This window comes from Salinibacter grassmerensis (assembly GCF_947077765.1).
GTDB lineage: Bacteria > Bacteroidota > Rhodothermia > Rhodothermales > Salinibacteraceae > Salinibacter > Salinibacter grassmerensis.
Genome location: NZ_CAMTTF010000001.1, coordinates 769302 through 785413, shown reverse-complemented (window position 1 = coordinate 785413; position 16112 = coordinate 769302). Strand labels below are relative to the sequence as shown.

The window sequence follows — 16112 nt, the reverse complement described above, 5'->3', positions numbered from 1 at the left end:
GAGGGTGAAGTGAGAACGCTTCGCCGGGCTATCCGGCGAACACGATGAGCGCGATGGTGGCGATAAAGCTCAGCACGGCGAGCAAAGACACCGCGAGCGAGAGGGTCGTGCTCGTTCGGGCCTGTGTGGCCGGCCCCGCGATCCGGGCCGACGCCCGCGGGCCCTCGGCCTCCGGGGTCTGCTCCTCGTCGTCTGCCGGCGGCGCGACGGCGAACGGAACCGAATCGCTCCAGGGCCCCGGCTCGGCCACGCGGAAAAGCGGGCGCACGCGCCAGTGAAACGACGTGCCCTCTCCGGACAGCGTGTCGTAGAGGGTGACCGACGTGGTCTGGTCAACCGTGAGGTCGACGATCGGGTCCTCGGGAGTCTCGGCCGGAGCCACCTGCAGTTGGTAGCCCGTGGCCTCCGGCACGGCCTCCCACGTGAACGGAACAGCACTCTGATCGAGCGGGGGATCCTGGTCGCTCGTGGGGTGAAGCGGCACCGGCGGCGCCTCCACCCGGACTGTGCCGTCGGCGTCCTCCAGTCCCGCCGACGGAACCGAGAAGCGGGCCGGCTCGCCCCAGTCGGACCGGGCTTCGTCCGCCCCCTCCGCCCGCACACGCCAACAGGCCGTGGCGACCTCGTCGGGGAGGACGGCCCCGAGGGACACGGCGGTTCCGCGATCCATTGTCTCGTCGTAGTGGACGGCCTCGAAGGCCTCCGTGCCCGCGATCTGGACCCGATAGCGGGTCGCGTCGGGCACCGGTGTCCAGTCGAACGCCGGCGCGTCGGTGTCGACCGGGCGGCCCGCCACGGGCTGAGTGGGAGACGGCGCCGGAAGCGTCGCGGGGGGCGAGTCCGGGGACGAGGAGGGAACGGTTGTGGGCATGAATGTGCAAGCTAATGCAGAAGGTCAGCGAACGGTGGGAATACCAACGTAATGAAGGCGGCCGACGGCGTCCATCCCGGCGGCGAGTGGCGATCGTTCGACCACGGACTGCGGGCACGACTACGCCACCTCGTCGGGCGGGGTGAGAAGCGACGGCCCGGAGGCCCGCAACAAAAACAAGGGACAGGCCACTCGCCCCAGCACCCGCGTGCCGACCGGCCCAAACGGGCCTACTTCGTCGTCGTTGCCATGGGCCGAAAGCACCATTAAATCCACGTCGGCCTGGTCGGCAAAGCGGCTGATCTGATCCGCGGCGTCACCGTGCGTAATGTGGGGCTGCACCTGCACGTCCGCCGCCTCTCCTTCCTGGAGAAAGGCGCGAAGCCGGCGGCGCCCCCGGCGCTCCGACAGCGTCGTGGCTCCTAGCGAGAGCCGATCCGTGGGCGTAAGGGCCACGTACGGAAGGGACTCAATCACGTGTAGGGCGTCGATGGTGGCATCGTACAGGCGTGCCAGCGCTACGGCGTACCGGAAGGCACGGAGGGCGCAGTCGGACAGGTCGGTGGGCACGAGGAGACGCTGAATTGCGTCCGGGTCGCCCTGTCGCTCCACAACAAAAACGGGGCAGTCGAGGCGCCGAGTGAGCGCCTGAGACACGTCGGTGGCAAACGGCGGAACCGGCCCACGGTCGCGCGGGGTGTCGGCCACCACGAGGTCGATGTCCTGGTCGCATGCATACTGGAGCACCGCCGCCACGGAGCTGGGCTGCGTCTCGACGATTCGTTTCGGTATCGCCGCCTCTTTCACAGAGGCTGGGGTCGCTCTCGTCGCCCCGGTGGCGGCCGGGTCGGAGGATGGGGGAGACATTATGTGAAGCGTCGCCCCCAGGCGACGGGCCAGGTGCGCGGCCTGCGTACCAACCGCCGACGTGGGCGACCCCAGACACAGAATGTGGGCGGCGTGGAGCATGGCGGACCGGAACGGGTAACAGGAAGGCACTACCGCCAACAACGACAGACGAGACGAACTCTGCCCCGCAAAGAACATTAACAAAAAGCGCTGTGCGGACTGCTTCATCGGTCCGGTGGTCACCCCATTCCGTCGTAGGAACTCCCAAAAAGCGACCGTGGGGACATTTCCCACGCCCACTACACCACGCCGCAGTTTCCTCGTCGCTCCCGGCGCCCCTGTTCTCCGCCCGCCCCCCATTTCCCCGCATGCCCCTTCCCTCGCGACGTGTTCTGCTCTACGTCGGCCTCGGCCTGCTGTCTGGGGCACTGTTTCTCCTGGATTGGATGCTGCCGATGGGGGCGACCGTAGAGATGCTTCAGGTCGCGGTCATCCTGCTGACCCTCTTCCTCGAAGGACGGGGCCCCGCGATCGGATTTGGCCTTCTGACGACAGTGTTCGTCGGACTCGGGTATGCCCTCCAGTTCGAGGCCTCCGTTCCGGCCGAGGCACTCATGGAACGCGGCCTGGTGCTGGCCGGCCTCTGGACCGCAGTAGCGGTGGTGCTCCGCCACAAGCGCGTGCGGCAGGACCAGCGCGAGAGCGAGGCGAAGGCCCAGGCCGTCCTCGAAACGACGGTCGACGGCATCATCACAATCGACGCGGATGGGCACATCGAATCGTTTAACGAGGCCGCCGAGAACATCTTCGGGTACGACGCCGAGGACGTGATTGGGGAAAATGTGAAGGTGCTCATGCCGCCTCCGTACCGCGACGAGCACGACGAGTACCTTCGAAACTACCACGAAACCGGGCGTAGGCGCATCATCGGCATCGGGCGAGAGGTGTGGGGCCGTCGCAAGGACGGATCGACCTTCCCAATGGACTTGGCCGTGAGCGAGGTGGAGCTGGGCGATCGGCTTCTCTTCACCGGCATCGTGCGCGACATTAGCGAGCGGCGCCGGCTCGAGAAGGAGATCCTGGAGATCAGTGAAGGGGAGCGCCGCCGCATTGGACAGGACCTGCACGACGGCCTCGGGCAGATGCTGACGGGCATCGGCCTGCTGAGCCAGGACCTGGCCCGGCAACTGGAGGAGGAGGGCCACGAGCGCGCCGAGGACATGGCCGAAATCACCGATCACGTCAAGGAGGCCGACCAGTACGCCCGCGACTTGTCGCACGGCCTGATTCCGGTGGACGTGGAGGGCAACGGCCTGACCGAGGCCCTGCGTCGCCTTTCCCAAAATGCCGTGCGGATGTTCAACGTGGGGTGTTCGTTCCGGGAGGTCGACACCGTTCTCGTTCACAACAACACGGTCGCGACGCACCTCTACCGCATCGCGCAGGAGGCCGTGAGCAACGCCGTGCGCCACGGCGAGGCCGACGACCTCAAGATCGTTTTGGCCTCCGGCGACGAGCAGATCCGCCTCCAGGTGCGGGACGACGGCACTGGCTTCGACCCCGACGTGGCGGACAGCTCCGGGATGGGGGTCCACATCATGCAGTATCGTGCCCGCATCATCGGGGGCGGCCTCGAAATCAAAAGCGAGCTCGGGGACGGAACGGTGGTCACCTGCACAATCCCCCGGACGGCCGACGTGGTCGTGGACGAGGACCGGGCTCCTGTACCGGCCGAGTCGTAGTGCGCGTCGAGAACAGCCTCTCGTCGGGGGATCCCCCACAGGGAAAAACGACAGCCCCCCGATACAGATGACCGGCCCGACTCGATACTTTCCGTTCCCCGCAATACACGTTATCCTGTTTGCTGCCTGCACGAAGCCACGTGAATTGGAGCAGGGATGCACGTCCTCCTTCTTTTGCCACCGCACCGTGCCCTCCCATGAAAGACATCGTACTGGTCGACGACCATCCGCTCCTGCGAAAGGGCCTGTCCCGCACCATTGAGGCGGAGGCCGACCTCAACGTGGCCGGCCAGATGGACAGTGCCGAGGAGGTCCTCAGCGAAATTGAGGACCTGTCCCCCAGCCTCGTCATTGTGGACATTTCCCTGCCCGGCATGAGCGGGATGGAGCTGATCAAGCACCTCCAGTCGCGGGCCCCTGACGTGCAGATTCTGGTCGTCTCCCGGCACGATGAGACCCTCTACGCCGAGCGCTGCATCCGGGCCGGGGCTCGGGGCTACGTGATGAAGCAGGAGGCCGGCGACGACATTGTGCAGGCCATCCGGAAAGTGCTCAACGGCCGCATCTTCGTAAGCGAGGAGATCAACGAGCGACTGCTGCAGAGCATGGCCGAGGGCGGGCGCGAGCGCATCATGCAGTCGCCGCTCGAAGTGTTGAGCGACCGCGAACTAGAGGTGTTTGAGCTGACGGGGCAGGGCCTCTCGACGCGCGACATCGCCGAACGGCTCCACCTGTCCGTCAAGACCGTCGAGTCGTACCGGGCCCGGATCAAGAACAAGCTCAACTTCGACTCCGCCAACGAGCTCATGAAGCACGCCGTGCAGTGGGTGGAGAGCGAAGAGAGCACATAATCTCGTTTCCTCACCGTTTCGTCTCTGATTCTGTACCCCTTCCGATGCTCAACATTGACACCATTCTGTTCCCGACCGACTTCTCCTCGGTGGCCGAGGACGCGTTCGCCCACGCCGCGCACCTAGCGCTGCGGTCCGGCGCCACCATCTGTGTGTTCAACGTGGTGACGCCCGACGAGGGAGACGCATCCAACCCCATGGACTTTCTGCCGGTGACGCCCGTGGAGGGGGATGCGGTTGACAGCGCGGCCCCGCAGCGCATGGAGGTCCAAACCGTGACGCAGGAGCGCGGCACGGTGCCGGTCGTGTACGCCCAGACGGACAGCACCGCGCCCGAGACGGCGATCGTGGAGCAGGCCACCGAGCAGGATACGGACCTCGTGGTAATGGGCACCCACGGCCGGAAGGGCATGGACCGGCTGCTGAGTGGGAGCGTGGCCGAAGAGGTGGTACGCCAGGCACCCTGCCCGGTCTTCACGGTCCTCGCGGACGACGGGGACGCCCCCGCCCAAACCCCGATCGACCGTGTGCTCGTGCCCGTCGACCTGTCGGAGCAGTCGCCCCTCGTGGTGGACCACGCCACGGCCCTAGCGGATGCCTACAGCGCGTCGATCGATCTCCTGCACGTGGTCGAGGAGGCGACCTTCCCGACCGCGTACGGCATCGATCCGCTCGCCCCTTCCCAGCCCGACGTGCAGGAGCGTGCCCGGGAGGCCCTCGAAGCGCTGGTCGCGGACCTCGACGACGTCGACGCGCCGATCGACATGCACGTGCTCGCCGGCTACGCCGCCCGCGACATCGTGGACTTCGCCGAGGATCATGCCGCCGACCTCGTCGTGATGGCGACGCACGGCCGCACGGGGCTTCAGCGCTTCCTCATCGGGAGCGTGGCGGAAAAGGTGACCCGGAGCGCCTCCTGCCCCGTCTTCACCGTGAAGAGCTTTGGCAAGTCGCTCGTCCCCGCTCGCGATGGCGAGGACGCGTAGCGCACACGCGGACCGGCACGCTGTCTCGCCGGTGGAGGAACGGGCGGCCCTCCGCGTCGAACAGCCCCCTCACCCTCGGAACTGCCGCCAAGCCCTCTGCGCGCGGCTAAGCAGAGACTGTGCCTGACCACGCATCCATGACGCAAGCGGCCCAAGGGCATCCCCGAGCCGCCGGCGCAACTCTTCGCTCGCCAGCATCAGCCGCGCGCGTCGCCACGCCACACTGTCCCGAAACTGCTTCGCCACCTCCTCCTCCGACATGGTGGTCGGCAGGTGAAGGGATCGGCGGACACGACGGGCAATCTCCGCCTCCCGGTCGGTGAGAGGACGAGGACCGTTCGGGCCGGAGGGGCGGGGCCTCATCGGTGGAGGAATTGGTTGCGAGTGTACCAGGTGGGAACGCGGCGAAGAAGTATATCGTGGTCCCGAGAACGTTCATTGGTCTCCACCGAGCCCCCCAAGATGTTGGGGGATGGTAACGCTTGTGAGGAGACACTGCCACGACCCGAGAATTACAGAAGGTAGGTCTGGTGGCATCACCAGTACCTGCGCTCTCTCCTCTCTTCCAACTCAATTCTACACCCAACCATGGCCAACGAACAGAAGTCTCTTCTCGCTCGCCTGCACGCAAAGCCCGACAAGGTGGAGGAGGTTCGCACCTTCCTCGAGGACGCCCTTCCGCTCGCGGAGGACGAGGAAAAGACCGTCTCCTGGTACGCCCTCCAGATCGACGATACCACCTTCGGCATCTTCGATACCTTCGCGGGCGATGAGGGCCGACAGGCACACCTCGACGGCGAGATCGCCGCGGCCCTGATGGAGCATGCCGACGAGCTTCTTGAAGAGCCGCCCCAGATTGAGCACGTAGACGTCCTCGCAGCCAAGTAGCAACGTTGGTGGCTGGACCCCGGCGGAGACCTCTCGGAATCGCGACGGACCGTCGGAGCTCAGCCCTCAACTTTTGATTTCACCTGCGCGCGAGCCGGCGACCGATGCGCAACCGACAGCGTCCCCGTGCCTCTTCCATCTCCGAGCGCGGGCACCCATTAGAAAACAGCCCGCCTCTCCTTCAGGACACCGACACGCGCGAGAGCTCATCCCAAAAGCCCGGGAACGACACGCGGGCGCACTCCGCATCGGAAATGGTGGTGGTGCCGTGCGCCACGAGGCCGGCCACCCCCATCGCCATGGCAATGCGGTGGTCGTCGTGGCTTGTCACCGCGGCCCCCAGTAGATTGGGGCCGTTGCCGTCGATGATGAGGCCGTCTTCTCGCTCCTGCACGTCCGCCCCCAGCGCCTCCAGGTTCTGCGCCATGGCGTGGAGGCGGTCGGTTTCCTTCACGCGTAGCTCTTCGGCGTCCCGAATCTCGGTGCGCCCCTCCGCGCAGGCCGCGGCCACGGCGATGACGGGAATCTCGTCGATGAGATTGGGGATGAGACTTCCCCCAATGTCGATGCCGGAGAGCGACGCGGAGCGGACGGTGATGTCCCCAACCGGCTCGCTTCCCTGCACCCGCTCATTCTCGACCGTGATGTTGGCCCCCATCCCGTCCAGCACCTCAAGCAGGGCTGTGCGCGAGGGGTTCAAGCCCACGTCGTCGAGGCGCAGCTCGCTATCCGGCACCAGCGTGCCGGCCACGAGGAAGAAGGCCGCCCCCGAAAAGTCGCCGGGCACCGACCAGTCGACCGCCGGCACGGTGTGATCCTCCTCCACGATGATGCGGCGCTCGCCGCCCACCTCCTGCACCTCCAGGCCCAGCATGCGTTCGGTGTGGTCGCGCGAGGGGGTCGTCTCGATCACGACGGTGCGCCCCGACGCGTACAGCCCGGCGAGCAGTACGCACGACTTGACCTGAGCGGAGGCCACCGGCAGCCGATACTCAAGGGGCCGCAGTCCCTCCGGGCGCTGCGGGCGGATGCGGATGGGCGCGTGCCCGCTCCGCAGATCAATTCGCGCGCCCATGGCCTGCAGGGGGTCGGCAATGCGCTCCATCGGCCGCTGCTGGAGGGACTCGTCCCCGGTCAGAACGCTGCCAAACTCCTGCCCGGCCATCACGCCCGAGAGTAGGCGCATGGTGGTGCCGGAGTTGCCACAATCGAGCGGCTCGCTCGGGGGGTGCAGTCCGCCCAGCCCACGGCCGTGGATCGCAAGCACCCCTTCGTCGTTGCGGCCGGCTTCAATCCCGAGGGTGCGCACACAGTCGAGTGTCGACTGCGGATCGGCCGAGTTGGGAAAGTTATACACCCGGGAGCGCCCCTCCCCGAGCGCCGACAGGATGGCGGTGCGGTGCGAAATCGACTTGTCGGCGGGCAGGGACACGGTGCCGCGCAGGGAGGCGGCCTGATCGATTGTCTGAACCATGGGCGGTACGGCAGTCAAAGCGGGAAACGAACAGGGTGCATGATAGGCAACAGGACGCTCCCCGACAATCCTGCGCTGGAGGCTTTGGATGTCCTACACACAGGAAACCGCCGGGATGGGAAGCAATCGGTTCGCACTCTCGCGCGCCGCCTTCGCTCCTACCACAGCGGCGTCTCCGAGGTCTCCGCCACCGGAAAGTCGTCCGTGACCGACCGGAGGAGGTCCTGCTTTTGCTGGTGCGGCAGGAACCCGTACCGGAACCCATTGAGAGCGATCTCACGGAGATGACGCACCTCCAGGTTGCAGTGCTGGTACACGCGCCAGAGCTCTTTCGTCACTGAGGTGCGGCTGAAGAGGCGATTGTCGGTGTTGACGGTGACCGGGATGTTGGACCGCACGTAGGTCTCGATGGGGTGGGCCTCCAGGCTCGGCACCGCCTGCGTGTCCACGTTGCTCGTCGGGCAGATCTCGAGCGGGATGCGGTGGTCGGCAAAGTACTGCATGAGTTCCGGGTCCTTGCGCAGCGAGATGCCATGCCCGATGCGGTGCGCCCCGCAGTAGAAGAGCGCCTGGCGGATGGAGTCGGGTCCCCAGGCCTCCCCGGCGTGGATCGTGAGGTTGAGGAGGTTGTTGCGGGCCCGGTAGAACGCGTGGAGGTGCCCCTTCGGCGGATTTCCCGCCTCGCCCCCTGCTAGGTCGAACGCCACGACCCCTTCATGCTGGTACTCGATGGCCAGCTCCGCCAGCCGCATCGACGCGCTCTCGAACCGATCCCGAAGGCCACAGATGATGAGAGAGGTCGTAAGGTCGAAGTCCGCCTCCGCGCGCCGGAGGCCGTCGATCACGGCGTCGTTTACCGCTTCGAGGGACAGATCCGACTCAACGTGCAGTATGGGCGAGTACCGCACCTCTAGGTACCGCACGTTCTCCGCCGCGTTGTCCGCCGCTAGCTCGTAGGCGGTCCGGCGGAGCGCCTCTTCGGTCTGAAGCAGCGGAATCGTGTAGTCGAACCAGGCAAGGTACGCCTCCAGGGTTCCGGACGCCTCCACCTGCCGAAGCTCGTCGCGGAGCCCCTCCACACTGTCAGCGGGGAGCACATTCATTTTGCCCTGCTGCTTCGCCAGGTCGAGCATCGTCTCCAGCCGCACCGAGCCGTCGAGGTGGCAGTGCAGTTCGGCCTTCGGCCAGCTCCGGATGTCGTCTTGGGTAAGCGTCTTGGCGTCGGGGGCGGTCGTCGAAGACATCGGCGTGGGGAGGAAGATGGCGAAGAACAAACGAGCCTCGCCGGTCCCGGAGCGAGCGGACAGGGGCGCACGGCGAAAAAAGTTTTCCACCGATACATGACCGCACGGGGGGCTGTTTCGGGAAGCGCGTTCATCTTTGCGGAGGCCACACAGGGCTGGAACCCCCATTCCCCCACCTCGTTTGCGTCGCGTCCAACTGAAAGTTGCTCATCTGGCACCGTCGGCAGTGCCTGCTTGCCTCAAGGCAGCCGGCAGTCCGGAGCGCGCTCTCTTTTTCTTCCCACCAAGCTCTCCACGACCCCCATGGGCGGCATCGGCTTTCCCGAACTGATTATCATTTTCCTGGTCCTGCTGCTCGTGTTCGGGGCAAAGCGGATCCCTGAGATCGCGCGCGGCATCGGCAAGGGCATCCGGGAGTTCAAAAGCGCGACGAACGAGATCTCCCGCGAGATTGAGAACGAGAGCCAGGGCCGTCAGATCAACGAGCCGCAGGCCCCGCAGCAAGGCGCTCCCCAGCCCCGTCAGGACCCCCAGCAGCGCTCCCAGGAACAGACCCGGGCGCGCTCCTCAGAGCCGGCCGCCGAAGAGTCTGCCGACAACGGCTCACAGTCTCCGGACGCCGCCGGGTCGAACGTCCAGGAGCAGGAGAAGGAGGCCTCGTAGCCGCCGCCCGAGCGTGCCTGATCCGGGCCGCCCCATCCACATCTGTTTCCCCCCTCCGCTGCGCTCCCTTCTCCGCAGAATTTTCCCGTCTACGCATGGAGTACCCGACATTTGCCGACGCCCGTCGCGCCCTCGACGCCGGAGAGACCAGCTGCGAAGCCCTGGTCTCTTCTTTTTTGGAGCGCATTGACGCGCGTGACGATGAGATCAACGCATTTACGAGCGTCGACCAGGACGGCGCTCTCAACCACGCCCGATACCTCGACAGCCAGCGTGAGCGCGGCAACCCCCGCCCCCTTGCGGGCCTCGTCCTGGCCGTGAAGGACAACATTTGCATCCGGGGCTACCCGGTTAGCTGCGGGTCGAAGATGCTCGCAGACTTCTCGTCGCTCTACGACGCGACGGTGATCGACCGCCTGCGCGACGCCGGCGCCATCTTCATTGGCAAGACGAACTGCGACGAGTTTGCGATGGGCTCGTCGAACGAGACCTCGCACTTTGGCCCCGTGCGCAACCCACATGCCCCCGAGTACGTGCCGGGCGGGTCGTCGGGCGGGTCGGCCGCGGCGGTGGCCGCCGGCATGTGCCACGCCGCCCTCGGCAGCGACACGGGCGGCTCGGTGCGCCAGCCCGCCGCGTTCTGCGGCACGGTGGGCCTGAAGCCCACGTACGGCCGCGTCAGCCGCTCCGGCCTCGTCGCGTTTGCGTCGTCGCTCGACGTGGTCGGGCCGTTGACCCGGAGCGCGGAAGACGCAGCGACCATCCTCAATGTCATTGCGGGCAAGGACGAGCGCGACGCCACCAGCGCCTCGGTCAATGTGCCCGACTACACGGAGGCCCTCGGCGACGGGGTGGAGGGCCTTCGCCTCGGCCTTCCCGAAGAGTACTTCGCCGAGGGCCTCGACGCGGACATCCGCCGCATGGTGACGGAACAGGTCGACCAGCTCGAAGACGCCGGCGCGACCGTCGAGGAGGTGTCCCTCCCCCACACCGAATACGGCGTCGCCACCTACTACCTCGTTGCCACGGCGGAGGCCTCTAGCAACCTCGCCCGCTACGACGGCATCCGCTACGGCCACCGGGCCGACCTGCAGGAGACGAAGCAGGCCCTCCAGGAGCGCCGCGAGGAGCTGAAGGAGGATCTCGCCACCGCCCGCGCACAGGGCGACGAGGCGCGCGTGGACACCCTCGAGGCGCAGCTCGACGACGAGCAGAGCACCCTCGACGCCCTCTACACCCGCAGCCGCACCGAGGGCTTCGGCGAAGAGGTGAAGCGCCGCATCATGCTCGGCACCTATGCCCTCTCCGCCGGCTACTACGATAAGTACTACGAGAAGGCCCAGCGCGTGCGCACCCTCATCCGCCACGACTTCGAACAGGCCTTCGAGGACGTCGACGCCCTCGTCACGCCCGCGACGCCGACCCCCCCGTTTCGGCTCGGCGAGAAGACCGACGATCCGCTCGAAATGTACCTGAACGACATCTACACCGTCACGGCCAACCTCGCGGGCCTGCCCGGCCTCACGGTGCCCATCGGCGAACACCCCGACACGCCGGGACTGCCCGTGGGGCTGCAACTTCTCGGGCCCCACTTCGACGAGGCGCTGCTCCTGCGCATCGGCGAGACGATCATGGAGTGAAGAGCGAGACGTAATGCATGAGACGAGGTGCGTGACACCACGAGCCTGAGGTTCACAGGGCACGTTGCATAAATCACGAACCCCAGCCCCGCCTTGCTTCACGGCGGATGGCGACCACCGCCGACGGGTCCCCTCCGTAGAACCGTTCCGTCGATTTTGGCTTTTTTTCGTCCTCGCCCCTAGCAGTTGTTGGCGATGCTCGTTAGGCTGCGGGTGACGCTACGGCCGGGCACAGGCCCTCCCTTCCACGCTGAGACCTTCCATTTCAACCTTCTGGACGCATGAGTATTCTCGTCGACGACGGCACGCGCGTAGTGGTGCAGGGCTTTACGGGCTCGGAGGGCACCTTCCACGCCGAACAGATGATCGACTACGGCACCAACGTGGTGGCGGGCGTTACCCCCGGCAAGGGCGGACAGACGCACCTGGACCGGCCGGTGTACAACACCGTCGCCGAGGCGGTGGAGCAGGAGAACGCCAACACGTCCATCATCTTCGTTCCGCCTCCGTTCGCGGCCGACGCCATCCAGGAGTCCGCCGACGCGGGGGCCGAGGTCATCATCTGCATCACGGAGGGCATTCCGGTGGCGGACATGAAGCCCACCTACCAGTACGTCAAGAAGAAGGGCGCCCACCTCATCGGCCCAAACTGCCCGGGCGTCATCACGCCGGGCGCGGCCAAGGTGGGCATCATGCCGGCCATGATCTTTGAGCCCGGCTCCATCGGCATCATCTCGCGCTCCGGGACCCTCACCTACGAGGCCGTCGACCAGATCACGCGGGCCGGCTTTGGGCAGAGCACGGCGGTCGGCATCGGGGGCGACCCGGTGATCGGCACGCGCTTCATCGACGCCCTCGAGCTGTTCGAGGACGACCCCGACACGAACGGCATCGTTCTGATCGGCGAGATCGGCGGCACCGACGAACAGGAGGCCGCCCGCTACATCCAGGACCACATGGACACGCCTGTCTTCGGCTTCATCGCGGGGCGCACGGCGCCTCCGGGCCGCCGCATGGGCCACGCCGGGGCGATCGTGTCCGGCGGCTCCGGCACGGCCGAGGCCAAGTTTCAGGCGCTCGACGAGGCCGGGGCGACGGTGGTCAAGAATCCCGCCCTCATTGGCGAGACGGTAAAGGACGTCCTGTAACCCAGTGCAAGGCACGCCGTTTTGCCCGACGGTGCATCCCTGCCATCATGGAGACCGAAGAGCCGCCGCGTCTACAGGCCCGGCGGCTTCTTCTCTGGTGCGCCCCTCGTCCAGAAACGTGGCCCGTTTTTTACGGATGTGCCCTGCACGTAGCAGGGGCTTCTGTTGTATTTAGTTGATCTACGCCCGCCCAGCCTCCACTGCTTCAGCGACCGAAACGTCCATACCATGGAGTCTCTACAGACGCGCTTCCTCAACGATCATTTCGAAAAGGCCCTGATCTTGGAGGAGCCGGACCCGAGCCTCGACACGCTCCTGCGCGAGCAGGGCATCGAGCCGGATCGGGTGCCCAAGCCGGAGTGCTACGACCAGGACGCGATGGTCGACCGGCTGCGCGAGGGGCAGCACGATCTGATCTACAAGCGAAGCAAGTTTGTCGTTGACGAGCCCGTGGTGCAGGCCTCCGACAACCTGGCGGGCGTCATGCTGTGCTGCATCGGCGACGACACGGTCGACAAGCAGGCCTGCGCCGACGAGGGGGTGCTCGTGCTCAACGATCCGGTCAGCAACGGCCGGTCGGTCGTGGAGATGGTGATGGGCGAGATGGTCGTGCTGGCCCGTCGGCTCTACACCGCCAACGAAACGGGGCGCCGGCACCTGTGGACGAAGGACAGCACCCGCCGCTACGAGCTGATGGACAAGACCCTCTCCGTCATCGGGCTCGGCAACATTGGCAAGCAGCTGGCCCGCCTGGCCGACGCCTTTGGAATGAACATTCGCTTCTACGACGAGGCGGACGTGGCCCGAGAGGTGGGGACCACGCTGGGCTGGACCTCGTGCTCCAGCCTTGCGGAGGCGTTCCGGAAGGGCGACTTCGTGACGGTGCACGTCTCGGCGGAGGACCCGCAGGGACAGCCCAACAGCGGCCTGCTCGACTACAGCCACTTCCGCCAGCTCGGCGCGGACCGGCCGGACAACAGCCCGCGCGCCTTCATCAACGCGGCCCGCGGCTTTCTGTACGACCCGGGCGACCTCAAGCGGGCCATCGACGAAGATCACGTGCGCGCTGCGGCGGTCGACGTCTTTCCCGACGAGCCGGGCAGCGCGGACGAGGACTGGACCAATCCGTACGCCGAGATGGACAACGTCTTTACCACGCCTCACATCGGCGCCGCCACCCAGGAGGCCCAGCCCCGCATTGCCTCGCGGATGGGCACCTCTACCCGGCTCCTAAACGAGCAGGGCACCGTCCGCGATACCGTCTTCGGGCAGGGGCACACGATCGGCGTGAACGCCGAGCTCCCACACTGGGTCTTGGCCGTGGTGCACAGCGACGTGCGCGGGACGAAAAAGGCCATCGACGACACCATCTACGAGGCCGGGGCCAGCAACCTCCAGTCCAGCCACCGCGACTTTCCCGACCTCGGCATCGCCTACGACGTGAACGCGATCGATCAGCCCCTGAGCGACGACCAACTCCGTCAGATCATCGACGCGGCCACCTCCCTTTCCGATGACCCCAATGCCATCCGGGCCCTCCGTCAGTTCAAGGTAAACGACACGGCGTAGCGCCGGTCAGCGGGCTGTCTTTTCGGCAGGACAGAAGGCGTTTTGCGGACAAGCCCCCCGTCTCGGCCTCAGAACGAGTGATGCGTGTAGCGTACGGAATTCGGTCGCGCCGCAGCACTGCTTAGGACGGATGGTCAAGCATCGGGCACCACCCGGATGCCAGTCGCCGCAATCTGAACCTCCTGGGCGGGTGCCGGCGGGGCTCCGTCCTCGGCAAGATGCTTCTGCGTGGCGGCGTCGAACTCGACGGTCTGCAGCGTGCCCGTGACCGTGGCCCGGCCAGATAGTGTCGTCGGCACCGTGAAGTCGTATCCGTCGTCGGTACGCGGCACGAGCACGCGGATCGGCGGCGCCGTGCCCGTATCCAGCGCGAGCCAGCACCCTTTCTTCTGGCACACCGTCGAGATGCGTCCCTGAACCGTCACGGTCGTGTCGTCAAGCTTCGACGGCTTCGCCGCCACCTCCGCCACCGTCCGCGCCGACGCCGCATCGACGGGCGCCCCGTAGGTTTCTGCGTCCTGTGCTTGCGCAGCCGCGTCCCGGGACGACGCCGGCTCCGGCTGGCAGGCGCCAGCAAGTACGGCGAAGCAGACAAGCGCAGAAAGGAAGCAGAGACGAGCCGGTGTGGACATTGCGTTTCCACGTTCGGCGAGATGAGCGAGGGAAAGTTGCGCCCGAGAAATGCGTGTTTTCGGAATGGGGTTCCCGGTTCGGGCAAAGCGACGGCCGCGCCGCTTCTGAGAAAAGCCGTGCCTGCCCCTGCTGTCCGGAGGCCGAAATTGGCTAGACGCCTTCCCCGATGGCCTGCCGAGCGCGGGTCCAGGCCCGAGGCGAGCGATGCGTCCAACGGGGACGATGGCCCGTTTCCTTGCACGGTAAGGTTTTCGCTTCCCACGCCGCCGAAGGACGAGCCTTGGGGACCCCTGGTCCAGGAGCGTTTCGCGTCGGGAAAGCTATTCCCATCAGGCGAGAGATGCGCGCGACTGGGAACGCAACACCGTGTCCCTTCCGCACGCCATCTCCCCTTGGGCACTACACCACGGCGGGCTCGGTTTCGAGCGTGGCAGCGATGTGGTCCGTGATCTTCTCGGCGTGGACGCGGCCGTTCTCAATGAACCACCGGCTCGTGTCGCAGCCGCCACAGATGGTGCCGGCGAGGTACAGGCCGTCCCGGTTCGTTTCAAAGGTGCCTTCCTCGTCGTGCACCGGCGTGCGGGCCTCGTCGTTGCGGATGGCAATGCCGAGCCGCTCCAGGAAGTCGTAGTTCGGCCGGTACCCCGTCATGGCGAGGACGAAGTCATTGTCGATCGTCTGCGGCCCGTCGGGCGTGTCGAGGTGGAGGGTGTCCGACTCGATGGCCGAGACCGTCGTATCGAAGTAGGCGTCGATGGAGCCCTCCGCAATCCGGTTCTCCACGTCGGGCCGGAGCCAGTACTTCACCCCGTCGTCGATCTCCGAATCGCGCACCACCATCGTCACATTCGCCTCGTGGCGGTAGCAGTTGAGGGCCGCCTTCACCGCCGAGTTGGCCCCGCCCACGATGGCCACGTCCGTGAGGGCGTACGGGAATGGCTCCTTGAAGTAGTGTCGCACCTTGTCACGGTCCTCCCCCGGCACCCCCATCTGGTTGGGCACGTCGTAGAAGCCGGTGGCCACAACCACCTTGCGGGTCTCGTACGTGTCCTCCTCGGTCACGATCGTGTAGTGCCCGTCCTGCCCTCGGAGGTCCGTCATCGGCTCGTACAGGCGCAGGTTCAGGTCCTCCGTCGTGGCGACGCGGCGGTAGTAGTCGAGCGCCTCCTCGCGACGCGGCTTGTAATCGCGGGTCGGGAACGGGTGTCCGCCAATCTCCAGCGGGCCCGGGGTGGAGAAAAACTCCATTCGGGTGGGGTACCCGATAAACGAGTTGCAGAGGGCGCCCTTTTCGATGAGGAGCGCATCGAGGTCGCGGCGCTTGGCCTCAACACCACAGGCGAGCCCGACGGGGCCGGCCCCGATAATGATTACGTCACGCATAGGCACCGAGGGGTGGATTCAAAGGCGATACTCAATATTCAAACCTGTCGGCGCAAACGGCAGTTTCGGGGCCCGCGTTGGAGAATGGAAGAATGGGGGAACGAGCGCGGAGAGCCTCCGGGCACAAGGGGCTTGTCGATCAGCTTGTCCCGATGCCGCTACTCGTCTACG

Annotated in this window: 15 protein-coding genes; 8 read left to right on the top strand and 7 right to left on the bottom strand. The window is 66.3% G+C overall.

All coding sequences use genetic code 11. The features are described from left to right. Positions 1-28 precede the first annotated feature (28 nt). On the bottom strand, positions 29-871 hold the full coding sequence (locus OJB03_RS02970) for a DNA-binding protein (RefSeq protein WP_263785112.1): 843 nt from the start codon (positions 869-871) through the stop codon (positions 29-31). A gap of 120 nt (positions 872-991) precedes the next feature. Further along, positions 992-1840, bottom strand: a complete 849-nt coding sequence (locus tag OJB03_RS02965; RefSeq protein ID WP_263785111.1) for a universal stress protein — start codon at positions 1838-1840, stop codon at positions 992-994. Positions 1841-2088: 248 nt separating this feature from the next. Between OJB03_RS02965 and OJB03_RS02960 the strand changes: the two genes are divergently transcribed. From OJB03_RS02960 to OJB03_RS02950, 3 genes are all read left to right on the top strand, one after another. Continuing rightward, a complete protein-coding gene (locus OJB03_RS02960) occupies positions 2089-3462 on the top strand; it encodes a sensor histidine kinase (RefSeq protein WP_263785109.1) in 1374 nt (457 codons plus the stop codon). Between the two features lie 197 nt (positions 3463-3659). Further along, complete coding sequence (locus OJB03_RS02955; RefSeq protein WP_263785106.1) at positions 3660-4313, top strand: response regulator; 654 nt, start codon at positions 3660-3662, stop codon at positions 4311-4313. 44 nt (positions 4314-4357) lie between these two features. Continuing rightward, a complete protein-coding gene (locus OJB03_RS02950) occupies positions 4358-5299 on the top strand; it encodes a universal stress protein (RefSeq protein ID WP_263785104.1) in 942 nt (313 codons plus the stop codon). Between the two features lie 69 nt (positions 5300-5368). Here OJB03_RS02950 and OJB03_RS02945 read toward each other — a convergent pair whose 3' ends face one another. Next, the gene (locus OJB03_RS02945) at positions 5369-5662 is read right to left on the bottom strand and encodes a hypothetical protein (protein WP_263785101.1); all 294 of its coding nucleotides are present in this window, start codon (positions 5660-5662) and stop codon (positions 5369-5371) included. A gap of 225 nt (positions 5663-5887) precedes the next feature. Between OJB03_RS02945 and OJB03_RS02940 the strand changes: the two genes are divergently transcribed. Beyond that, positions 5888-6187, top strand: coding sequence for a putative quinol monooxygenase (locus tag OJB03_RS02940; protein ID WP_263785098.1), 300 nt, complete (start codon positions 5888-5890; stop codon positions 6185-6187). 181 nt (positions 6188-6368) lie between these two features. On the opposite strand, the gene aroA is transcribed toward OJB03_RS02940, so the two are convergent. Both aroA and add read right to left on the bottom strand, forming a co-directional pair. Further along, complete coding sequence (gene aroA, locus OJB03_RS02935) at positions 6369-7661, bottom strand: 3-phosphoshikimate 1-carboxyvinyltransferase (RefSeq protein WP_263785095.1); 1293 nt, start codon at positions 7659-7661, stop codon at positions 6369-6371. Positions 7662-7819: 158 nt separating this feature from the next. Beyond that, positions 7820-8905: an adenosine deaminase gene (add, locus tag OJB03_RS02930; protein ID WP_263785094.1), complete on the bottom strand. Its 1086-nt coding sequence runs from the start codon at positions 8903-8905 to the stop codon at positions 7820-7822. Positions 8906-9139: 234 nt separating this feature from the next. Between add and tatA the strand changes: the two genes are divergently transcribed. The 4 genes from tatA to OJB03_RS02910 all read left to right on the top strand — a co-directional run bounded on the left by tatA (position 9140) and on the right by OJB03_RS02910 (position 13925). Continuing rightward, positions 9140-9568 (top strand): Sec-independent protein translocase subunit TatA/TatB, encoded by a 429-nt coding sequence (tatA, locus tag OJB03_RS02925; RefSeq protein WP_263785092.1) that lies wholly within the window; start codon positions 9140-9142, stop codon positions 9566-9568. A 95-nt stretch (positions 9569-9663) separates the two neighbouring features. After that, on the top strand, positions 9664-11208 hold the full coding sequence (locus OJB03_RS02920) for an amidase family protein (protein ID WP_263785091.1): 1545 nt from the start codon (positions 9664-9666) through the stop codon (positions 11206-11208). 281 nt (positions 11209-11489) lie between these two features. Next, positions 11490-12356 (top strand): succinate--CoA ligase subunit alpha, encoded by an 867-nt coding sequence (gene sucD, locus OJB03_RS02915; RefSeq protein WP_263785089.1) that lies wholly within the window; start codon positions 11490-11492, stop codon positions 12354-12356. A 228-nt stretch (positions 12357-12584) separates the two neighbouring features. Continuing rightward, complete coding sequence (locus tag OJB03_RS02910) at positions 12585-13925, top strand: NAD(P)-dependent oxidoreductase (protein WP_263785087.1); 1341 nt, start codon at positions 12585-12587, stop codon at positions 13923-13925. A 134-nt stretch (positions 13926-14059) separates the two neighbouring features. On the opposite strand, the gene OJB03_RS02905 is transcribed toward OJB03_RS02910, so the two are convergent. Both OJB03_RS02905 and OJB03_RS02900 read right to left on the bottom strand, forming a co-directional pair. Then, positions 14060-14557 (bottom strand): DUF4920 domain-containing protein, encoded by a 498-nt coding sequence (locus OJB03_RS02905; RefSeq protein WP_263785085.1) that lies wholly within the window; start codon positions 14555-14557, stop codon positions 14060-14062. Positions 14558-14957: 400 nt separating this feature from the next. Then, complete coding sequence (locus tag OJB03_RS02900; RefSeq protein ID WP_263785083.1) at positions 14958-15941, bottom strand: YpdA family putative bacillithiol disulfide reductase; 984 nt, start codon at positions 15939-15941, stop codon at positions 14958-14960. Between the last annotated feature and the right edge of the window lie 171 nt (positions 15942-16112).